Source organism: Pseudothermotoga sp. (genome assembly GCA_025060105.1).
Lineage (GTDB): Bacteria > Thermotogota > Thermotogae > Thermotogales > DSM-5069 > Pseudothermotoga_A.
In genome coordinates, this window is sequence record JANXCS010000001.1 from 117934 (window position 1) to 139460 (window position 21527).

20 protein-coding genes are annotated in these 21527 nt (G+C 44.2%); 14 read left to right on the forward strand and 6 right to left on the reverse strand.

The genetic code is table 11. The features are described from left to right. The first annotated feature begins 1 nt into the window (after window position 1). The 4 genes from thpR to rny are packed head-to-tail and all read left to right on the forward strand — an operon-like array spanning window position 2 to window position 3560. On the forward strand, window positions 2-565 hold the full coding sequence (gene thpR / locus NZ875_00620) for an RNA 2',3'-cyclic phosphodiesterase (GenBank protein MCS7174243.1): 564 nt from the start codon (window positions 2-4) through the stop codon (window positions 563-565). Further along, entirely contained in the window at window positions 558-1613 is a 1056-nt protein-coding gene (gene recA, locus NZ875_00625; GenBank protein MCS7174244.1) for a recombinase RecA, read from the forward strand. The genes thpR and recA overlap by 8 nt, the downstream gene beginning before the upstream one ends. After that, window positions 1600-2034 carry a RecX family transcriptional regulator gene (locus tag NZ875_00630; protein ID MCS7174245.1) on the forward strand — a complete coding sequence of 145 codons (435 nt, stop codon included), beginning with the start codon at window positions 1600-1602 and terminating at the stop codon, window positions 2032-2034. The genes recA and NZ875_00630 overlap by 14 nt, the downstream gene beginning before the upstream one ends. Continuing rightward, a complete protein-coding gene (gene rny / locus NZ875_00635; GenBank protein MCS7174246.1) occupies window positions 2031-3560 on the forward strand; it encodes a ribonuclease Y in 1530 nt (509 codons plus the stop codon). Before NZ875_00630 ends, rny begins: the two co-directional genes overlap by 4 nt. 19 nt (window positions 3561-3579) lie before the next feature. Here rny and NZ875_00640 read toward each other — a convergent pair whose 3' ends face one another. The 5 genes from NZ875_00640 to NZ875_00660 are packed head-to-tail and all read right to left on the reverse strand — an operon-like array spanning window position 3580 to window position 7840. After that, window positions 3580-5169 carry a CTP synthase gene (locus NZ875_00640; GenBank protein MCS7174247.1) on the reverse strand — a complete coding sequence of 530 codons (1590 nt, stop codon included), beginning with the start codon at window positions 5167-5169 and terminating at the stop codon, window positions 3580-3582. Next, on the reverse strand, window positions 5166-6104 hold the full coding sequence (locus tag NZ875_00645) for a ribokinase (protein MCS7174248.1): 939 nt from the start codon (window positions 6102-6104) through the stop codon (window positions 5166-5168). Before NZ875_00645 ends, NZ875_00640 begins: the two co-directional genes overlap by 4 nt. A gap of 15 nt (window positions 6105-6119) precedes the next feature. Beyond that, a complete protein-coding gene (locus NZ875_00650; GenBank protein MCS7174249.1) occupies window positions 6120-6854 on the reverse strand; it encodes an NAD-dependent protein deacylase in 735 nt (244 codons plus the stop codon). Then, a complete protein-coding gene (locus NZ875_00655) occupies window positions 6854-7435 on the reverse strand; it encodes a DUF4897 domain-containing protein (GenBank protein ID MCS7174250.1) in 582 nt (193 codons plus the stop codon). The genes NZ875_00650 and NZ875_00655 overlap by 1 nt, the downstream gene beginning before the upstream one ends. Before the next feature lie 30 nt (window positions 7436-7465). Then, complete coding sequence (locus tag NZ875_00660; protein ID MCS7174251.1) at window positions 7466-7840, reverse strand: cyclophilin-like fold protein; 375 nt, start codon at window positions 7838-7840, stop codon at window positions 7466-7468. A gap of 125 nt (window positions 7841-7965) precedes the next feature. On the opposite strand from NZ875_00660, the gene NZ875_00665 reads away from it, so the two are divergent. The 9 genes from NZ875_00665 to NZ875_00705 are packed head-to-tail and all read left to right on the forward strand — an operon-like array spanning window position 7966 to window position 19132. Next, entirely contained in the window at window positions 7966-9102 is a 1137-nt protein-coding gene (locus NZ875_00665; GenBank protein MCS7174252.1) for a DegT/DnrJ/EryC1/StrS family aminotransferase, read from the forward strand. Continuing rightward, complete coding sequence (locus tag NZ875_00670; protein ID MCS7174253.1) at window positions 9096-10400, forward strand: nucleotide sugar dehydrogenase; 1305 nt, start codon at window positions 9096-9098, stop codon at window positions 10398-10400. The genes NZ875_00665 and NZ875_00670 overlap by 7 nt, the downstream gene beginning before the upstream one ends. 12 nt (window positions 10401-10412) lie before the next feature. Then, window positions 10413-12464 carry a sodium-translocating pyrophosphatase gene (locus NZ875_00675; GenBank protein ID MCS7174254.1) on the forward strand — a complete coding sequence of 684 codons (2052 nt, stop codon included), beginning with the start codon at window positions 10413-10415 and terminating at the stop codon, window positions 12462-12464. A gap of 4 nt (window positions 12465-12468) precedes the next feature. Beyond that, window positions 12469-13965, forward strand: a complete 1497-nt coding sequence (locus NZ875_00680; protein MCS7174255.1) for a hypothetical protein — start codon at window positions 12469-12471, stop codon at window positions 13963-13965. Beyond that, on the forward strand, window positions 13962-15167 hold the full coding sequence (xseA, locus tag NZ875_00685; GenBank protein ID MCS7174256.1) for an exodeoxyribonuclease VII large subunit: 1206 nt from the start codon (window positions 13962-13964) through the stop codon (window positions 15165-15167). The genes NZ875_00680 and xseA overlap by 4 nt, the downstream gene beginning before the upstream one ends. Next, the gene (gene xseB / locus NZ875_00690) at window positions 15136-15372 is read left to right on the forward strand and encodes an exodeoxyribonuclease VII small subunit (GenBank protein MCS7174257.1); all 237 of its coding nucleotides are present in this window, start codon (window positions 15136-15138) and stop codon (window positions 15370-15372) included. The genes xseA and xseB overlap by 32 nt, the downstream gene beginning before the upstream one ends. Continuing rightward, window positions 15338-17215 (forward strand): 1-deoxy-D-xylulose-5-phosphate synthase, encoded by a 1878-nt coding sequence (gene dxs, locus NZ875_00695; protein ID MCS7174258.1) that lies wholly within the window; start codon window positions 15338-15340, stop codon window positions 17213-17215. Before xseB ends, dxs begins: the two co-directional genes overlap by 35 nt. Next, complete coding sequence (locus NZ875_00700; GenBank protein ID MCS7174259.1) at window positions 17184-17516, forward strand: Asp23/Gls24 family envelope stress response protein; 333 nt, start codon at window positions 17184-17186, stop codon at window positions 17514-17516. The genes dxs and NZ875_00700 overlap by 32 nt, the downstream gene beginning before the upstream one ends. A gap of 14 nt (window positions 17517-17530) precedes the next feature. Beyond that, window positions 17531-19132, forward strand: coding sequence for a DAK2 domain-containing protein (locus NZ875_00705; GenBank protein ID MCS7174260.1), 1602 nt, complete (start codon window positions 17531-17533; stop codon window positions 19130-19132). On the opposite strand, the gene tdh is transcribed toward NZ875_00705, so the two are convergent. Next, on the reverse strand, window positions 19133-20164 hold the full coding sequence (gene tdh / locus NZ875_00710) for an L-threonine 3-dehydrogenase (protein ID MCS7174261.1): 1032 nt from the start codon (window positions 20162-20164) through the stop codon (window positions 19133-19135). It lies immediately after the preceding gene. A 100-nt stretch (window positions 20165-20264) separates the two neighbouring features. Here tdh and NZ875_00715 point away from each other — a divergent pair, with 100 nt between their 5' ends. Further along, on the forward strand, window positions 20265-21500 hold the full coding sequence (locus NZ875_00715) for an aminotransferase class I/II-fold pyridoxal phosphate-dependent enzyme (protein ID MCS7174262.1): 1236 nt from the start codon (window positions 20265-20267) through the stop codon (window positions 21498-21500). Window positions 21501-21527 lie beyond the last annotated feature (27 nt).

A 21527-nucleotide genomic window follows, 5' to 3' on the forward strand; every position in this document is an offset into this window, starting at 1 on the left:
AGTGAGGACTTTCATTGCTGTCGATGTGAATGAAACCGTTAGGGAAGTATCTCAGCAAGTGATCGAGAAACTCATGAAGAGAGGTTTCAAGGCGAATTGGGTCAGCAAGGAGAACGTGCACTTAACATTGTTTTTTCTTGGGGAGGTTGAGGTCAACCGCGTTTCGCAGGTGGCAGAACATATCTCTCATAGGATTAGAGGTTTTCCTTCCTTCTCTTTCGTTGTTGAAAAGGTTGGATGCTTTTCTCGCAACAATCAGCCGAGGGTGGTGTGGTTAGGTGTTCGGGCTAACCAGCTTTTACGTAGGTTGTATGAAGAGGTGAAGGCAGAGTTAGTCAAGCACAATTTCAGTTTCGAAGAAAAATTTTCACCGCACATAACCATTGGGAGGATCAAAGATTTTCCAGCGGCATGGCAACCTTTGATAGAGGATATCACTTATGATCCGATCACAGTGGCTGTCGATCGGATCTCCGTGTATTCTTCCACTTTGACACCTAAAGGCTCGGTTTACCGAAGGATCTACGAGTGCCTCTTTGAAGGAGGGTTGATCAAGCATGAGTGAGAACGAAAAGGAGAAAGAACAAAAGGCGAAGTTTGAAGTTCTAGAGAAGGCAATCAAAAAAATTGAAACAAGTTTTGGAAAAGGTTCGATAATGATCTTGGGAGAAGAAACCAAAGTTGCTCCCGTTGAGGTTATTCCAACTGGGTCCCTCGCTTTGGACATCGCCACGGGTGTGGGAGGATATCCCAGAGGTAGGATCGTGGAGATCTTTGGACCAGAAGCAAGCGGTAAGACAACGCTAGCGTTGCATGCGATAGCAGAGGCACAGAAAGCAAAGGGTGTAGCTGCAATAATCGATGCAGAACATGCTCTCGATCTGTTGTACGTTAAAGCGTTGGGTGTTGATCTCAAACGCTTACTCATTTCTCAACCCGATTATGGTGAACAAGCTCTAGAAATCGTCGACGAGCTGGTACGAAGTAATGCAGTTGATTTGATAGTGGTTGATTCAGTAGCTGCGTTGGTTCCACGCACAGAGATTGAGGGTAGCATGGGAGACATGCAGGTAGGTTTGCAGGCAAGATTGATGTCTCAGGCGCTGAGAAAGATTGCCGGTAATGTGAGCAGATCCAAGGCAGTGGTGATATTCACTAACCAATTGAGGATGAGGATAGGTTCTTCATTCACCAACCCTGAAACAACCGCCGGTGGCCTCGCTCTAAAATTTTATGCAACCATGAGAATCGATGTTAGAAAAATAGACGTGATCAAAGACGGAAGTGAAGCTATGGGAATAACGGTCTCTGCAAAGGTTGTCAAAAACAAAGTTGCTCAACCCTTTAAAAAAGCTGATATAGACATCATATTTGGTAAGGGAATTGTCAGGGAAAACGAACTCTTTAACCTCGGTGTCTCTGAAGAATTGATACAGAAAAAAGGTAGTTGGTACTTTTATGTGTCGGAAGATGGGAAGGAATACACTCTGGGGCAAGGAAAAGCTAATGTCGTGCTCTTCCTTGCGCAGAATCCACAAATTGCTGCTGAAATTGAAAGAAAAATCAGAAAAAAGTACAACTTACCGATGAGGGAAAAAGATGCGAATCGCTGAGGCTTTGAAATATGCAAAGAGACTTTTGAGGTTCAGGATGAGATCAAAAGTTGAACTGAGGGAAAGACTCTTGATGAAGGGTTTTGATTTGGAAACGGTAGAAACCGTCATAGTTGAATTGGAAAAGCTGGGTTATCTCGACGATGAGAAGTTTGCTTATCTTTACGCAAGTGACATGCTTGCTGTTCATGGTTATGGACCGTTGAGGATAAGGGTGAAGTTGAGACAGCTCAAGGTCGATTCAGATATTATCGACAGGGTGATAGAAAGAGTCCTACGAGAAACAGATTTGAAAGATATTCTGAAAAAGATTGTTGAAAGGAAGAAACTTGAAGGGGTCGAAGTGAAAGAGTATCTCTTTCGCAGAGGCTTCACTCAGCGAGAAATAGATCTGCTCGAAGAAGGAGGTGTTGAGACATGACGTTGGTTGTTGCAGTGATCTGTGCGCTTGCTGGTTTGTTTATAGGATATTCAATGGCAAAATCAGGTATAGAAAAGGCGTACAAACGAGCGCAAAAAGACGCTGAAAGTATCATAAAGAAAGCTGAGCAAGATGCGGCCGAACTGAAGCGGAAAACTATTGTCGAAGCTAGAGAAGAAGTCCATAGGCTCAGAGAAGAGGTGGAAGCAGAGTTAAGGAGAAGAGAACAAGAAATCAGACTCATCGAAGAAAGGCTTTTGAAGAGAGAAGAGATGCTATCCAAGCGTGAAGAGATGGTTGAGAAAAAAGAAAGCTCTCTGGAACAGCTAAGGGTCCAGCTTGAAATGGCGAAACGGAAGATCGAGCAGAGGGAGAAAGAGTTGGATGAAAAGTTCACTGAACTTGCAGGTATGACAGTTGAAGAGGCTAGGCAGATAGTTCTTGAAGAAGCTCGGAGCAGGTATGAGCATGACTTGGCGGTGATGTTCAAACAGATCAAGGAACGTTATGAGGAAGAAGCCGAGAAAGAAGCGAAAAAGATCATTGCTGCTGCGGTGCAACGGTATGCACCAGAATATGTTGGAGAAATCACTGTTTCAACCGTTAGCCTCCCCAACGATGAAATGAAAGGTAGAATCATAGGACGTGAAGGTAGAAACATACGAGCATTCGAAAAAATCACAGGTGTGGACCTAGTCATAGATGATACACCAGAGGTCGTTGTGCTATCCAGCTTCAATCCTATTCGTAGAGAGATAGCCCGCATCACACTTGAGAAGCTCGTTGCAGATGGAAGGATACATCCTGCAAGAATAGAAGAAATGTATGAAAAGGCCAAACAAGAGGTGGAGAAAGCCATAAAAGAGGCTGGGCAAGAAGCTGTGTTGAAAGTAGGTGTGACTGCTATTCATCCAGAGCTGGTAAAATTGCTAGGAAAACTGAAATACAGAACGAGCTACGGTCAAAACGTTTTGGCGCATTCTATAGAGGTGGCGCAACTCGCTGCACTCATGGCTGAAGAGCTTGGTCTCGATGCTGAAAAAGCTAAGCGAGGCGGGTTGTTACACGACATAGGTAAAGCGCTAGACCATGAAGTGGAAGGTTCCCACACGGAGATAGGTACCGAAATCGTTAGGCGTTACGGTGAACCGGAATATGTAGTGAATATGATCATGAGCCACCATGGAGAAGTTGAACCAACTTGTCCGGAGTCAGTGTTGGTAGCCGCCGCAGATGCTTTGTCCGCAGCGAGACCTGGTGCCAGACGAGAGAGCTTGGAAAACTACATCAAAAGATTGGTGAAGATGGAGAAAATCGCTATGGGATTTAAAAATGTCGAAAAAGCTTATGCGATACAAGCAGGAAGAGAGATCAGAGTTATTGTAGAACCAGACAAGGTGGATGATGCGGAAGCCGAGAAAATGGCCTACGAGATCGCGAAAAAAATCGAGGAAGAAGTGGAATACCCTGGGGTTCTCAAAGTAGTTGTGATAAGAGAAAAACGATCTATAGCGTACGCAAAATGAGAGGGGATTCGATCCCCTCTCATTTTGACTGTACTGAGGAGAGATCCTCCATAGCCTTCAAAAGTCCAACAAAAATTGGATGAGGCTTTCCGACCTTTGTTTTCAACTCGGGGTGGTATTGAACGCCTACGAAGAATGGATGATCTTCAAGTTCTACAGCTTCGACGAAGTTTGATCTTGCGCTTATAACCAGTTTGTAACCCGTCTCACCGGGTAACTTGAATAACTCCGGGAATCGATCGTGGTTCACTTCGTAACGATGTCTGTGTCTTTCGGTGATTTCTTCAGTTCCATTGTAGATCTGCCACAGTTTTGTTCCTTTCAATACACGCATAGGTTGGGCGCCAAGCCTCATTGTCCCACCGAGCTGTAGAATTTTCTTCTGTTCTTCCATCAGAGTTATCACTGGATATGGTGTGTCAGGATCGAATTCCGTTGAGTTCGCATTTCTGTAACCGAGAACGTTTCTTGCGAACTCTATAACCATCAGTTGCATCCCGAGACAAATGCCAAGTATCGGTTTTTTGTACTCTCTGGCGTATCTTATGGCCTTCATCTTTCCCTCAATGCCTCTCTTGCCGAATCCCCCTGGAATAATGAACCCATCGAATTCAGATAGAAACTCGCAGGTTTGTTCCCAGCTCATGTCTTCCAGACTCTGTGCATCAACGACCTTAGGCTTAACACAACCAGACAAAAATACAGATTCGATGATGCTTTTGTAAGCATCGTCTGTTCCGAGATATTTTGCTATCAGTGCTATTTTGTAATGCTTGAAATTCTTAGGATATTCCCAATTGAATTTTGAATCATTCAAATCTAGATTCAATTTTCTCGCAACTTTTTTGTGGACTTGGATCTCCTTCAGGAACTCTACGATGGAATAGACGTTCGAGACATCCGGCAGGTTTATCACCATATCATATGGGACACCACCGAACAGTGCAACTTTCTTGATCGTTTCTGAGTTCACTGGTACTTCTGTCCTCACCACTATCATGTCTGGATTGAGCCCAGCCCTTCTGAGTAACTGTACCGATTGTTGTGTGGGTTTAGTTTTGAACTCATTCGATGTTTTCAAGTAAGGGACGTACGTAACGTGGATGAACATGAAATCTCCGAATGGTTTTTCCAAAGCAAGCTGTCTGACGCTTTCCAAGAATACTTCACTCTCTATATCGCCAACTGTACCACCTATCTCTATCACATTCGCTTCACCTTCGAGAGAATCTATTCTTCGCTTTATTTCATCGGTTACGTGCGGTACTATCTGTACGGTTGATCCAAGATAACCACCTTCCCTCTCACGCCTCACGACTGTGGAATAAACCTGCCCGGCCGTTATGTTGTTTTTCCTGCTCATATCTTCCCCGAGGAATCTTTCGTAGTGACCAAGATCTAGGTCAGCTTCATAGCCGTCTTCGGTGACGAAAACCTCACCGTGTTGATTTGGATTCATCGTACCCGCATCGACGTTGAGGTAAGGATCTATCTTGAGAACGTTGACTTTGATACCGCATTCTTTAAGTAACCTGGCGAGAGAAGCGCAGAATATACCTTTGCCTACTCCACTGAGTACACCGCCTGTAACAACGATGAATTTTTTCACGTTGATCCCTCCAGAACAGCTTTTGCCAACCTTTCCTCTCCCTTGAGCTTCAAAAATTCCACGAGTTTCTCACGAGTCGGGCTGGCACTAGAACTACCGACTTTGGTCACAACCAGAGCCGAAGCAGCAACGGCTAGTTTGAGAGCGTCCCTCAGGTCAAGTTTATTGAGCTTTGCAAATATATAGGCCGCATTGAAAGCGTCCCCAGCACCTGTGGTATCCACCACTTCGACATCGAAGGCATCAACATGGTACGAAGCTTTCTCAGTATAGAGATTTGCTCCTCTCCTGCCGAGTTTAACCAACACTTCCTCTACACCTATGTTCAATAGTTTTTTCACAGCCTTTTCGATCTCAGTTTCCCTCGTTATTCTGAGCAGTTCAACTTCGTTTGGAGCAACTGTATCAGCGTAAGCGAGTATTTGAAGATCCGTTGATTCCGAAAATCCAGCGGGATCCACGAAGACATATTTACCATTTCGTTTGGACATCATGATAGCTTCTTGCGCAGTTTCAGCGGGAATTCCCAGTTGAACGAAGACTGCGGCACAGGTTTCAAGGAAGGTCCAATCGACTTTCTCCGGTGTCAAATATGCATTGGCACCGAGTATGTGAAACATCGTATTCCTGCCATCGGATTCGACCACGATGAAAGTCTTGCCGATCTGCTCTTCGCAACTCTTTATTGAGCTAGTGCCGACTCCAAACTTTTCTAACCGCTTGAGTGCAGTTTGGGAAATAGAATCGCTGCCAACTGTTGCCACAAGTTCACATGGAACATTGAGTTTGGCTAGTGCTATGGCAGTGTTGGCACCCTTTCCACCTATATCCGTGAAAGTTTTCAAGCACAAGTGATTCTCTCCTATACGCAGTTTGTCGATGTAGAGAAACGTGTCGATATTTACCTTCCCAAAAACCGTAACACTGATATTCATGAAATCTCTCCTTTTCTAAGCCAACTGAAGTTGCTCTAACAAGTCGTTTGCGAATCCGATTAGGTCGACATCAAGTTTGAGATCGGCAAGATCATCTAACCCAGTTTTTCCTCGGTTAACGATGATCAGCATGGCATTGTGATCCTTTGCGATGATCGGAAGTTGTGCGGCTGGGTACACAACGAGAGAACTTCCAAGTACGATCATGATGTTGCAACTTTTAGCGTGTTCTATCGCCTCTTTTAGAGCTTCACTCGGCAGATTTTCTCCAAAAAAAACGATGTTAGGTCTTATCAAACCGCCACAGTTACAATAGGGTACAGATCTTTTCTGTAGTAATTCCTTCACTTTTTCCACTTCGTATTTCTTCTTGCATCTTGAACAATAGTGCTCGTGAATATTTCCATGTAGCTCTATCACATTTTTACTGCCAGCTTTTTGGTGCAAGCCATCTATATTCTGTGTTATCACAACTTTAAGAAGTCCAATTCGTTCGAGTTCTGCGAGCAATAAATGGACATTGTTTGGCTTGGCTTGGATCATGAGTGGGAAGGCTTCTTTCCAAAAACGATAGAAGTCAGAAGGATCGGTATAGAAATGATCTATATCAAACACGTATTCCGGATACTTTGAGTACACACCATTCGAACCTCTAAAATCAGGGATGCCACTTCCAGTACTCACGCCTGCTCCCGTGAGTGCCACCGTATAGTGTGACTTTTTTAATTCATCGATTAGGTCTTTTCCCATCACTTCCCATCACCTTTTCTGAAAACGACACGTGGGAAGTTCATCGAACCAGTTGGTTTCCAGTAAATGTGGTTACCTACAGTTTTTGCAGGTGTGGGTTCTACAGACAACAACACAGCGTCTTCAGGGACAACGACAACGATTTCTGAATCAGAAACCGCGTTGATGGAAATGTCCTTCAAGTTCGTATCGATCACATCGTTCATAACCAAGGCCACATTAGACAGGATAGCTTTTTCTAGCACCTCAACTATTCCTGCTCTTTCTGTTATCGTGGATTCCATCGAAATGACTTCTATTTGCCTACCGACTCTCTTGCTGATTTCTGTGAAATACTGTTTAAACTGCTCAAGTGAACCTTGGTTGTAATTCTGCACATACTGTTGTTGTTTAGCTCTATCTTTAAAGAAAAGGCCGGCCGTGGTGGTGAAAATCGCATTTCCTGAGTAATCGTACTCCATTTTGCTTCTGTAATAAACAACCTCGAAAGCCGGCCGTTGTAGGAACACTCCTATCAATTGCATCACCGTGAAAAACAACACGAAAACTATCAACAAATAAAGTAAGGTACGTTGGTTCAAACCTTTACCTCCCAAGATATGTTAACACAATCACTCAGCTTGAACGATGACTTTGGTACCACTCTTCACACCCTTGAGCGAGCTTAAACCTTCTTTAACCTTGCCGATCACGTTAACTGCACTGGCTGGCCTGATTTTGTCATCACTGATGGGAGTTTTTCCGAAGAAGATGCATATGGCCCTTCCAGGTATCCAGAAAGCCACATCGCCTTCTTCTACGACGTCCTTGCTGTTTTCCTCTACGGTCAGTCGCACGGGCGTTTCGAAATACACTTCATCACCCCAACGGTTTGCTACAGCTTTGATGGGAAGTTCCTTCCTTATAGCTTCGATTGTGAGAGGCGCCTTTTTTTCATCTAGCTCTGCTACGCACTCGATCTGACCGAAAATGAATCTCAGCTTCATAAACTCCCACCTCCCGCTTCAAAGATTTTAGAGCAAACTGCCGGAAAGTTCAACTGTATGGCGTTGTAAAATTTATGTAGTTGGTAGAGGGAGGGTGTGGGAGGGTGCGAGTGCCATTGTTCGATATGACGCGGCAATACGGGTCACTCAGAGATGAAATATTGACCGCTGTTGATTCTGTTTTCAAATCCGGTAGGTTGATCATGGGTGAGAACGTTGAAAGATTCGAAGAAGAAATCGCAAATTATCTTGGCGTGAAACATGCGATAGGAGTTGCGAACGGTTCGGATGCTTTGTACATCGCAGTTAAATCACTCGGAATCACCCATGGAGATTATGTGATCACGACCGCATTCACTTTCTTTGCCACAGTGAGTTGTATCACTCGAAACAATGCTACACCTATTTTCGTAGACATTGACGAAGACACGTTCAACGTAGATTTGGATCAGATCGAGCATGTTTTAAGGACGCATCCATATCGTGAAAAAATCAAGGCAGTTATACCTGTTCATCTGTTTGGTCGAACCGTGGATCTAGAGAGATTGGAGTATATCAAACATACGTATCGAGTGAAGATCATAGAAGATTGTGCTCAATCGGTTGGATCAACATGGCATTTCTCTAACGGTGAGATCAAGAAGAGTGGTAGTGTTGGTGATGTATCGATACTTTCCTTCTTTCCGACCAAAAATCTCGGAGCTCACGGCGACGGTGGAATGATTCTTACCAGCGACGATCGAATAGCAGATTTTTGTCGAATATTCAGGGTACATGGTGCTCGGGTGAAATATTTCCATGAGGTAGAAGGTATAAACAGTAGGTTGGATGAGGTTCAAGCTGCCATCCTGCGCGTGAAGCTTAAGAAACTCGATGAGTACCACCGGCGCAGGAGAGAAATCGCAAGATTATACAACGAGTTGTTCGAAAAATTCGGATTAACACAACACATTGTATGTCCATCCCTTGGAAGGGATCTTGATTGTATTTTCCACCAGTACGTAGTCAGGGTCAAAAAAGGCCACAGGGACAATCTCAGGCTCTACCTTGAATCTAAGGGTGTGGAAACAGCGATCTACTATCCTTTAGGTATGCACAGACAAAAGTGCTTCTCTCATCTGCCGTCTGTGGAGCTCGAGAAAACCGACAGAGCTTGCAAAGAAGTTTTGGCTCTCCCCATGTTTCCAGAACTGCGTGAGGAAGAGATAGAGTACGTTGTCAGCTGTGTTAGAGATTACTTCAGGGAGGTATGTTTGTGTTGAGAGATAAGTTGATCAACAAAACAGCGATCGTGGGTGTGATAGGTTTAGGGTATGTAGGACTTCCACTCGCAGTTGAAAAAGCTAAAGCTGGTTTCACAGTGGTGGGTTTTGACATTCAAAAAGAACGGGTTGACAAAGTGAACCGTGGAGAGAACTACATTGGAGATGTGGTGCCTGAGGATTTAGAAAAGCTTGTGAAAGAAGGAAAATTATCAGCAACTACTGAATATGAAGCGATCAGAGATTGTGATGTGGTGACGATCTGTGTACCAACTCCTTTAGATGAGTACAAGCAACCCGATCTCACCTATGTAGTGAACACATCGAAAGAGATTGCCCTCAGACTGCACAAAGAAATGCTCGTAGTTCTCGAATCGACTACGTACCCTGGTACAACTGAAGAGGTGGTTAAACCAATTCTCGAATCGAGTGGTTTAAAATGCGAGGAAGATTTTTATCTCGCTTTCAGCCCAGAAAGGGTAGATCCAGGAAATTTGCTCTACAAAACCAGAAACACACCGAAAGTTGTAGGCGGTATCGGTGAGAAATCCACAGAACTTGCAAGATTGCTTTATGAAAGCGTGCTCGATGCGCCAGTGTTCGCAGTTTCTTCCGCGAAAGCAGCTGAAATGACCAAGATATTGGAGAACACTTTCAGGATCGTCAACATCGCCTTAGCGAACGAAATGGCGATTATTGCTGAGAAAATGGGAATAAACATTTGGGAGGTTATAGAGGCAGCTTCCACCAAGCCGTTCGGTTTCATGCCCTTTTATCCTGGCCCAGGTGTTGGTGGACATTGCATCCCCATCGACCCTTTTTATCTCACTTACAAAGCCAGACAGTACGGCTATCACACCAGACTCATTGAGCTTGCTGGAGAGATAAACGATTCGATGCCCGAGTATGTTGTGAACAGGGTGATGAAACTTTTGAACGAGCGAAAAAAGTGCCTCAATTCAGCTCGTGTTCTACTTTTGGGGATAGCTTACAAAGGTGATGTGGACGATGTGAGAGAGTCTCCAGCTTTGAAAGTGCTCAAGCTTTTGGAGGAAGAAAAAGCACATGTGATAGTGGTGGATCCATACGTTCAATCGTTCAAATGGAATAATGTCGAGAGAAAGACACAACCACTGACTGTCGAACTTGCGCGATGGGCTGATATAGCGATCATAACTACAGCACACAAAAAGCGCGTCGATTATAGAATTTTAGTGGAGAACTGCCAGCTCATCTTCGATACAAAGAACGTTCTTAAAAGTTTCAATCTGCACGGACCAAATATCGTGGTGCTGTGAGGGGGTGAAACCGTGGTTTGGTTCATACTGAGTTTGTTGGCAGGAGCAGGTTCAATGGTTCTCGCACTCATGTTGATGGTTTATGTTTTGAGGAAAGACACTGGAAACGACAGGATGAGGCAAATCCATGCAGCCATCAGAGAAGGGGCACTCGCTTATTTGAGGAGGCAAAACAAAACGCTCGCCATATTCGTTTTAGTGATGACCATCGTACTTGGCACAGTTGTGAGCTTTCTTAAGGGAGCAACTATTGGTTTGTCAATGTCAATCGCTTACGTGCTTGGTTCAGCGTGCACGACACTTGCCGCATACCTAGGTATGAGAGCGGCCGTTGAGGCTAACGTCAGAGTTGCTGCTGCAGCTCAAAAAGGATTGAGATCCGCTTTTCCGATAGCTTACTACGGTGGAGCTGTAATGGGTTTGTTTGTGGTTGGAATATCACTGCTTGGTATATCGATTCTGTTTTTTGTGTTCAAAGTACTACTAGGTTGGGTCGATGCTGACGCTGTAACGGTGGTTTTAGGCTTCAGTTTTGGAGCCAGCGCTTTGGCTCTATTCGCCAAGGCTGGTGGGGGTATTTACACAAAGACGGCAGACATAAGTGCAGATCTGGTGGGAAAAGTGGAACTTGGGATACCCGAAGACGATCCGAGGAATCCGGCAGTGATAGCAGACAACGTTGGGGATAATGTCGGAGACGTGGCGGGCATGGGCGCAGATTTGACGGATTCCTACATAGCAAGCGTGGTAGCTACGATGATCATTGGCGCTGAAATGGCGAACGAGACACTCACCGTCTTACCCCTGACGATAGCGGCGGCGGGTCTGTTCGCTTCGATACTTTCGCTGATGTTTGTTGCACGTAGTATCAAAAGAAGTCCCGGTAGAGCTCTGAATCTCGGCACGTTCTTGACATGCTTTATCTTCGTCGTGTTTCTGTTCTTCACGACACGGTTCTCTAACCTTGAAGGCGATTCTTGGTTGGGCGTTTTTCTACCCACTCTGGCCGGCCTCGGAGCAGGTATGGTGATAGGACTCACTTCGGATTACTTTACATCCATAGAAAAGAAACCGACTAAAACCATTGCTGAAGCATCTGTTACGGGCACCGCAATAAACATACTCATGGGTTTTTCATACGGCATGATCAGCATCGTTCCACCAATTTTGTGTATCGCTACTGCAACCATCGCCGCTTGGTACTTAGCTCAAAGATTTGGAATAGATCCATTTTATGGCATAGCGTCGGCAGCACTCGGGATGTTATCGATCGTAGGCACTGTGATTTCCGCCGACGCTTATGGTCCAATTTCTGATAATGCCAAAGGTGTCGCAGAACAATCCGGCTTGGGTGAAGAAGTGGTAGCTGTGACGGACATGCTCGATGCGGCCGGGAACACTTCTAAAGCCATAACGAAAGGTTTCGCTATAGGTTCTGCGGCTCTCACAGTTCTCGCTCTGTTTGCTGCCTATGCACACTTGGTTGATATAAAAACGCTGGAGCTCATGTCACCGAGAGTGATCGCTGGCGTATTCATTGGTGCAATGATGCCACCGTTGCTATCAGCAATGCTGATTTTGGCCGTCAGTAGAAATTCTGAAAGGATGATTGAAGAAATAAGAAGACAATTCCGTGAGATACCTGGTTTGGCGGATGGAAAAGCGAAGCCAGATTATGCGAAGTGCGTTGATATAGCTACAGCCGGTGCATTGAGAGAACTTCTGCTCCCCGGCATAGTCGCCATTGTAGCACCAGCGTTGACTCTTGTAATACTCGGTAGAGAAGCTCTTGCTGGTTTTCTCGCTGGTAGTATAGTGAGTGGGATCATATTTGCACTCTTCATGGCTAACGCTGGTGGAGCTTGGGACAATGCAAAAAAGTATATAGAAGAAGGACACTTCGGTGGAAAAGGCTCTGAGGCACACAAAGCTGCGGTCGTTGGTGATACGGTCGGAGATCCATTCAAAGATACTGCTGGCCCTTCTCTCAACACTATGATCACTGTGATGTCTCTGGTTGCGGAAGTTTTTGCACCATTGTTGTTGCTGATTTTGAGTCGGTGAGAGGATGCAACTTTTCTTAGACGAACCGACCAGGTCTTTCACAATGCTCGACGAAATCTTAGAACCATTCAAACCAAAAACGCCATATGGAAGAAAGACCATAGAAATGCTTTCCTGTGTTTTGGCGTCGGAACAGCAATTTCATTCCCATTGGTACAGGTTGGAAAGAGTTCTCAAGCAAAACGAAGAATTCATATCAAGTGTGGAGAGGATTCTGGAAAGAATACCAGATCTGAGTCATCAAATTGAGAACGGTTTTGTTGAAATATCAGATTTTGCGAAGTTAAAGAAGTTCGTGTACAATTTTTCATCACTTTACACGTTGGCAAGCTCAGTATGGGACCTTCCAGATGTGGATGACATCTGGAAGGTTCTATTTCATTTTTTCGGTGATGGGGAGATTCTACAGCTTCAATCAGAAAAGTTACTAGCGCTGAGGAAAGCTCATTTGATTCTCTCTGATCAATTGAAGAAGGAATTTTCTCGGCTCTGCCGTGAAATTAACAGTTTGATTGGTTTGAGACCAAACAACGAAGAGTTCACTATCCAAGCACAAATTGGTAAAAAGCTCATCGATCACGGTTTGGCGCAATTGGTGAAAGATTATGGAGAAAGATGGCATCTGCGTCTCATTGAAACGGAGAAGATGCTTCAACTAAGGCAAAGCATGAAGCAACTAGAGGAAAAGATGGAGCTTGAAGCTGAGGAATTGTTGGATGAGGTCAGAAAACAAATACAAGCTCACCTCGATTTGCTCAAGTTGTGTGAGAAAGCTGTCACAATTGTGGACATTGATCTGTGTCGTTACAGAATGTATTCTCGCTACAATTGTTGTCGCCCAGAAGTTGGTAACCAAATTCGAGTGATCAATGGTAGGTTTATTCCTGTGCTTGAATACTGTGAAGCGAAAGGTTACACCTACTATCCGATGAACATTGAAGTGAAATCGGGAGTGACAGTGCTCTGCGGACCGAACATGGGTGGAAAAACTACAGCTCTCAAGACTGTAGGAGCCTTCGTAGCTTTGTTTCATCTTGGCTTTCCCATTCCTTCGGAGTACTTTTCAAGTCCTGTTTTTAGTAATGTTCGTTTCATCTCGAAAGGAGAGGAAATAGGTTTCAGTTCATTCGCTAGGGAGATTCGCTCTTTCATACGAGCTCTTCAATGTCATGGTAGAAAGCTTCTCCTGTTTGACGAATTCGGAACGAGTACGAACCCAGTTGAAGGGGAAGCACTCACGCTGGCAATCGTTGAGCATTTTTCCGACTCACAAGACTATGTTTTGCTCAGTACGCATTATCCACGCGTTGTATCAGCAGCCAAAAACGTCTACAGTTGCGGTAGAATAAAGAATCTTGAAGAAGAAGACCCACACAGAATGCTTGATTATTCTCTCGTCCCAGGTGCAAAACATGTTGAAAAGATCGCCCTGAAGCTTGCTGAAAAACTTGGTGTGCCTTCCGAAATCGTCAAGAAAGCTGAAAATTATTCTGGGGGTTGAGCTTCATAGACCGTGTTTACAGTGTCAGTGATATCACCTTTTACATCGAAAATTTGTTTCTGGGTGATCCAAAACTGACCGATGTCACGGTCGCAGGTGAAGTGATTGATTGTAAAAGCAGAAACGGTCATTTGTTCTTTTCATTGAGGGATGACTATGCGACCATTGGTTGTATCCTGTTTGGAGGAGCGTACATGGGAGTCTCAATTATGGATGGTCAGATGGTTCAGGTTACCGGTGATGTGAGGGTTTATGCGCTCAGGGGACAATACAGGCTCCTTTGTAAGCGTTTGAAATTGCTTCCGAGTCGAGGTACTATGTTTTTGAAACTCAAGGAAACATACGAACGATTGAGCAAACTCGGCTTGTTCTCGAAACCCAAGAAATCACTACCAAAATTCCCTTCAAAAATAGGCGTAATAACTTCAAGAAATTCGGCAGCTTTTCAAGATATACTCAGAACGATCTCGGAGAGGTTTCCCTTTGTAAAGGTTGTGCTCTATCACACCGCTGTACAAGGCGAGGAAGCAAAGAGAGAATTGATGAAAGCATTGCTTGATGCTAACTCTGATGAACTCGATGTGGTCATAATTGCTAGAGGCGGAGGAGCTACGGAAGATCTCTGGTTGTTCAACGATGAAGAAGTGGTTATGGTTGTTCATTCCATGAGGCATCCAGTGATCACAGGTGTTGGTCATCAGATAGATACAGTTTTGGTGGATCTAGTGGCAGATGTGGCTGCACACACTCCAACTGCGGCTGCTCAGTACGCGGTACCGGACATCAGAGAAATAGTCGAAAAAGTGAGGCATTCTTTAAAGTTATCTTTCGTCAACTTAATGACAACTTGGAACAATGCAAATGAGCGTTCTAAAGAACTCTTGAAGGAAGCGAGAAGAAATTCAATTGATTTGCTGCAGAGATTCGAGATGCGCTTGAAATCGAAATTCGGTGAATTGAAATCTCTGTTGGAAGACAGGATTGACTCTTTGGAACGAAATCTCGAGTTACTCAGGATAAAGCTAGATTTATTGAATCCAATGAACGAATTGAATAGAGGTTATGTGATTGTGGAGAAAAATGGAGTAAAGGTGAGATCGAAGAACGAGTTAAACGAAAACGATATACTTTTGCTGAGGTTTCACGATGGGTCAGTGAGGGTGATCGTCGATGAAGATAGAAGAATTGATGAACGAACTTGAAAGGATCGTAGAGTTATTGAACTCGCAGAATTTGACCTTGGATGAATCTTTAAACATGTACAAAAGAGGTGTTGAAATTTACAGAAAGTTGCAAGAAGCATTAAAGAGCATCAAAGTTGAGATAGAAGATTTATATGCACAGTTACAACACGATGGGGTGGAGAACGATGGTGACAATCGACCAACTGAAGGACGCAACGATTGAAGATTTGAAGCTTTTTGCAGAGTTAATAAGAAAAAGAATCATCGAGGTTGTCTCAAAGAATGGGGGGCATTTAGCTTCCAACTTGGGTGTGGTCGAGTTGACGCTAGCTTTGTATAAAGTATTCGATCCAAAAGAGGATGTGATCGTATGGGACACATCACATCAATGTTACACACACAAGCTTTTGACTTACAGGTGGAACGAATTTTCTACCTTGAGAATGCTTGGTGGAATAAGTGGTTTCAATTGCCTCAAGGAAAGTCCGCTGGATAGATTTGGCGCCGGACACGCCGGAACAGCTCTGGCCGCTGCTTTAGGGATAGAGAGAGGTCTGAATTTATTGGGAAAAAAGAGAAACGTTGTTGTCGTACTCGGTGATGGGGCACTCACGAACGGAGAAACTTTGGAAAGTTTGAACCAAATGAAAAGTATGAATTCAAAATTGAAGATAATACTCAACGATAACGGCATGTCCATAGCTCCGAACGTCGGAGCTCTCTCGGAAATGTTTGCAAAATTACGTACGAATCAAGCTTACGTGACTTTCAAAGGTTTAGTAAAGAAGGTGCTGGAGAGCTCTTCTGTTGGAAGAAACGTTGAAGAGGAGCTGAAAAAGATCAAGGAAGGATTGAAGCAGTTCATACAAGGAGTGGACTTTTTCGAGGCGTTAGGTTTGAAGCACATTGGACCGGTGGACGGTCATGATTTGAAGTTGTTAATTGAGATTTTCGAAAGAATAAAAAGCTACGATTACCCCGTTTTAGTGCACGTTGTAACGCAGAAAGGTAAGGGATACAAACCAGCAGAGAGGGATTGTGTTTTCTTCCATAGTTCCCCAAAGTTCGATCCAGAGTCGGGTGAAGCTTTAACGGTTCATGGTCAGATTTCCTACAGTGAAGTTTTTGGAGAGACTCTCTTGAGGTTGGCTCAGAAAAACGAAAGATTGATCGCTATAACTGCTGCTATGCCAGACGGGACAGGCTTAAGAAAGTTTGCAAACACCTTTCCTAAAAGATTCATTGATCTTGGTATCACGGAGCAATCATGTGTGACTTTAGCTGCCGGACTGGCGAGTGTTGGATTCAGACCAGTTGTTGCCATATACTCGACTTTCCTACAGAGGGCGTACGATCAAATCATTCACGATGTGGCGCTTCAAGATTTGGATGTGATATTCGCTGTGGATCGAGCAGGTTTGGTTGGTGAAGATGGGCCAACTCATCATGGCATCTTTGATATTGCATTCTTTCGAACTGTCCCGAAAAGTAGGATCTTTACACCATCGAGTTTGCAAGAACTTGTTGATTTGTTAAGGACTGTGGTTGAAACGAACGTGAAAGGAACCGTTGCGATCAGATACCCTAGGCAAACGGAAACGGCAAACTTCGAAGAATTATGGCAAAGATCAAAGTTGATAGATCCATTTCGTTGGGAGATAGTCAAGGAAGGGGGCAGTGTAGCTTTTCTAGCCGTTGGTACAATGTTAAAAAATGTTTTGGAGGCTAATCTCGATGCCACTGTGGCATATGTAAGATGCGTCAAGCCGCTGGACGAAGAAACTTTGATGAAAATTGCAGAAAATCACGAACTTATAGTCACAGTAGAGGAAGGAATCATCAACGGAGGGTTTGGAGAATCAGTGTTGAGTTATCTCAATGGTAAAGGTTTACATAGAAAAGTGCTTTTGATAGGTATAGGCGATCAATTCGTTCCACACGGTAGCAGAGAGGAGCTCCTAAGGTTATCTGAGCTTGATCCCGAGAGCATTCGTAATCGTGTGGTATCATCTTTTGGAAAGGAGGTTGAAACACGTGGTATTCAAGTTGGAATACGGAGATCTTGAAGTGAGCTTGAAAGCGCTGAAGAAGCTTGCTTACATAGCGACTCTGCAAAGTTATGGTCCTGTGAACATCTCCTCGGACAGTTTTTTCGGAAAGTTGTTCGGTGAGAAAGAGGAAGAAAGAATCAAAGTTGAAGAGCACGATAATGGGAAAATCGTAGTTGATATTTACATAGAAGTGGAGTATGGTGTGAAGATCACCGAAGTGGCCAAGAACATCATGGAGAGCGTTTCACATGTCATGCGTAGTGTTGGCGGTTGTGAAGATGTTGAAGTCAATGTACACGTAACGGGTGTTCGTTGAGGAGGTGCCCGCAATTGTCGAAAGTGAATGGCAAATTCATGAAGCTCGCGTTTGAGAAAGGAACTGAAGAACTCGCTCTTCATGTTGATGAACTCAACGCGTTGAATGTTTTTCCAGTCCCAGATGGAGACACTGGCTCAAACATGCTCGCAACGATGAGGGAAGGGTGTAAATACTTAGAGCAACTGACAAAAACTGATTTGCAATCTGTTATGGAAGCCATAAAGAATGGTACGCTCATGGGAGCGCGTGGAAATTCCGGTGTGATTCTCTCCCAGGTTTTCAGAGGTTTTGCCATCTATTGTGAGAAAAAGAAAACATTGGAACCAAAGGATATACTGGGGATGTTCAAGGAAGCCAAGAATGTCGCTTATAAAGCCGTCATCAAGCCAGTCGAGGGTACCATACTCACGGTGCTGAGGAGGATTGTGGAGCGCTCGAGCGAGGCAGAGAATTTACAAGACTTTTCAGAACTGTTTCGTTGGATCGTGCAGGTGGCGGAAGAAACAGTTCGAGAAACACCAAAATTACTGCCTGTGTTGAGGGAAGCAAATGTGGTTGACGCGGGTGCGAAAGGGCTTTTCTATATTCTCAAAGGTTTTTATGCTGCGGCACTCGGTGAACAAGCAAATTTAGAGCTTGTGACCAGTGTCACGGGAGAAGTGACGATCGAGTTACCCCAGGAAGAACTGACGTATCAATATTGCACGGAGGTGATGATAAAAAGAGAAAACAGTTTTTCTGGTGCGGATATAGAAACCTTCAGGAACTTTTTGGAAAAACTTGGAGATTCCGCCGTAGTAGTGCACGACGTGAATGTTTTAAAAACGCACGTGCATACGAACAATCCTGGTTTAGTCATAGAGGAAGCACTGAAGTACGGAGAAATCTTGAAAGTCAAGATAGACAACATGAAATTACAGCACGAACATGTGGTACAACAAGTTGAGCAGAGGAAAAAGTATGGATTCGTCGCGGTCTCACCGGGACAAGGCATTAGCACTGTACTGAGAAACCTCGGTGTAGATCAAATAGTTCGTGGTGGGCAAACGATGAATCCAAGCACGGCTGATTTGAAAATCGCCATCGAAAAGGTGAATGCTGATGTGGTCTTTGTTTTTCCCAACAACCCAAACATTCAGTTGGCTGCGAAACAAGCAGCAGAACAGATCAACAATAAAAAGATCTTTCTGATACCAACAAACACGGTTCAAGAATGCATTTCCGCGATGATGGCGTTCGACCCCAACGAGTCAGAAGAAACGCTTTTCAAAAAATTCAACGAGGCTGCTGGTTATATAATCGCCTTGAGCATCACGAAAGCTGTGAGGGACGCAAAGCATAACGGCACGAAGATCAAAAAGGGAGAATATATGATAATGAAAGGAAAATCCCTGGTAGCGCATGGTCAATCGTTGAAACAAGCTTTACATAGAGCTTTGTTAGCTTTAGACTTAAGGGGAAGGGAAGTCGTTACTATCTTTAAAGGTCAGGAAGCCTCCGATGAAGAGGTGTCGATTTTGGAAAATGTCTTTCAAAAGGTTATGGAAAATCCTCAGATCGATATCTATGAAGGAGGTCAACCGCACTATCCATACCTGTTGATGATCGAATGATCAGAACTTCATGACAACTTTTCCGCATCGCCCACTCATCATTAATCTGAAGCCTTCTTCCCAATCATTGAAATTTATCACATGTGTCACGATCTTGGAAAGATCGACCTTCTTGTGCTTCAAAAGTTTGTCTGCCACATACCAAGTTTCGAACATCTTTCTGCCGGTTATCCCGAATGCTCTGATTCCCTTGAAGGTTAGCAATTCATCCACATTGATGGGAATATCTCTACCGTAGAGTCCGAGGATGGACACAGTTCCTCCGTTCGTTGTTACTTTTAATCCCTGCTTGAGTGCCTCAGGACTTCCAGACATCTCAAGAAAAACATCCACACCGTTTCCATCAGTCAGCTCCATTACTCGTTTTTCGACATCTTCTTTTGTTGGGTCAATCACAATATCAGCTCCGTTAGCAATGGCGAGTGATTTTCTATATTCCTTGATTTCTGAAGCTATGACCAAAGCGGCACCTGACACTTTTGCTATTTGTATTGCCATGGCACCTATAGGTCCCACACCACTCACAAACACAGTCTTACCAGTTAGATCTTCCACTAAGGCCGTATGTACTGCATTACCAAATGGCTCCATGACTGACGCGAAAATTGGCTCTATCTCGGCAGATAATTTCCAGACGACCGTTTGTGGTACTTTCACGTATTCAGCGAATGCACCGTTGATGTCCACACCGATGATTTTCATGTTCCTACACACGTGCATCCTGTTGGTGCGGCATTGAATACAGCTCAAACATGGAATGTGAGTTTCGCAAGCCACATAATCACCAACTTTTACGACTTCAACAGCTTCACCGACAGCTTCCACAACGCCAGAAAACTCATGCCCAATTATGATGGGTGGTTTTATACGGCTTTGAGCCCAGCTGTCCCATTTGTAAATATGAACGTCTGAACCGCAAATTGAAGCTGTTCTAACCCTTATTAGTACTTCAGTTGGGCCAAGTTCTTGCGGTTCCGGTACTTCCATCATTGTGAGACCTTCCGCCATGGATGTTTTAACCAAAGCTTTCACGTTTCATCCCTCCTTCTTTCTCCACAGAACAGTGTACAACAAATAGTTATGAAAAACGAAATGCCGATTGTATAATCGGCGTGGAAGGGGGTGAAAAATCGTGGCGGTAGACAGATTGGAAAAGGTTTTGTTCGAAGAAATAGAACAATTGAAGAAAGAAGGACGAGCAAAGGGTAAAGAGTTCATCATAGTCGATGTGAAAAAACCTTCCGATGGGAAGGGTCCAAGGTATCTTTTGAAAGGGTTTGGTGAGAGGGAATTCATAAGGATGAATTCAAACTCTTACCTTGGTATGTCATTGAAAGAAGAAATCATAAAAATCGAGGAAGAAACGGTTCGAAAGTTCGGTGTGGGACCTGGGGCTGTGAGATTCATCAGTGGGACTTTTCAGCCACACCGAGATCTTGAAAAAGCTTTAGCAAGGTTCCATGCGAGAGAGGAAGCCATGATCTACAGTGCAGCGTATGTCACTGTGATAGGCGTCATAGCTGCTTTGGTCACGCCCGAAACAATTGTGATCAGCGATGAATTGAATCACAATTGCATCATAAATGCTGTGAGGCTGGCAAGACCCAAAGAGAGGCTCATTTACAGACACCTCGACATGAAGGATCTTGAAGAGAAGATCGTTCAAAGCATTGGTAAAGCCGAAAGGTTGATCATCGTTACTGATGGTGTGTTCAGCATGAGGGGAGACTACGCACCTTTGAATGTAATACAAGCACTAGCTGAGAAATATGATCGACATTTCAGTCAGAACATCATCACGGTTGTTGATGATTCGCATGGAGTTGGTGCGTTCGGTGAAACTGGTAGAGGCACAGAGGAAGTGACAGGATCTAAAGCAGACTTGCTCATCGGAACGCTTGGTAAAGCGTTTGGTGTCAATGGAGGTTATGTTGTTTCGAGTGAAACTGTCATAACGTACCTCAGAGAAAAAGCCATCACTTACATCTATTCGAATCCAATCACTCCAGCAGAAGCTGCCTGTGCCCTGAAAGTTCTTCAGATTTTGGATAGTTCCGAAGGTAGAGAAAGGCTTTCATATCTACGCGGTTTGACAAGAAGGTTTCGTGAAGGAATCGTCAGATTGGGTTACGAAACGATCGAGAGTGAACATCCCATCGTACCTTTGCTTGTCAGGGACACTGCACGAACTGCCGATATGGTGAATTATTTGATCGAGCATGGCGTACTCGCAACAGGTTTAAATTACCCGGTTGTTCCAAAGGGTGATGAGACCATAAGATTTCAAGTGAACGCTGATCATACACCTGCTGACATAGATTACGTACTGGGTGTGTTGGAAAAATACAAAAAAGAGCGAAAAGTTTGATGTTGGTATTCATAACGATGTTTTGAG

Excerpts from the sequence above, each read along its gene's own strand:
- NZ875_00645 (MCS7174248.1), bottom strand. The coding sequence starts at position 6,104 with ATGAATATCAGTGTTACGGTTTTTGGGAAGGTAAATATCGACACGTTT.
- NZ875_00665 (MCS7174252.1), top strand. The coding sequence starts at position 7,966 with ATGACGCGGCAATACGGGTCACTCAGAGATGAAATATTGACCGCTGTT.
- NZ875_00630 (MCS7174245.1), top strand. The coding sequence starts at position 1,600 with ATGCGAATCGCTGAGGCTTTGAAATATGCAAAGAGACTTTTGAGGTTC.
- NZ875_00650 (MCS7174249.1), bottom strand. The coding sequence starts at position 6,854 with ATGGGAAAAGACCTAATCGATGAATTAAAAAAGTCACACTATACGGTG.
- recA (MCS7174244.1), top strand. The coding sequence starts at position 558 with ATGAGTGAGAACGAAAAGGAGAAAGAACAAAAGGCGAAGTTTGAAGTT.
- NZ875_00660 (MCS7174251.1), bottom strand. The coding sequence starts at position 7,840 with ATGAAGCTGAGATTCATTTTCGGTCAGATCGAGTGCGTAGCAGAGCTA.
- rny (MCS7174246.1), top strand. The coding sequence starts at position 2,031 with ATGACGTTGGTTGTTGCAGTGATCTGTGCGCTTGCTGGTTTGTTTATA.
- xseB (MCS7174257.1), top strand. The coding sequence starts at position 15,136 with ATGAAGATAGAAGAATTGATGAACGAACTTGAAAGGATCGTAGAGTTA.
- NZ875_00680 (MCS7174255.1), top strand. The coding sequence starts at position 12,469 with ATGCAACTTTTCTTAGACGAACCGACCAGGTCTTTCACAATGCTCGAC.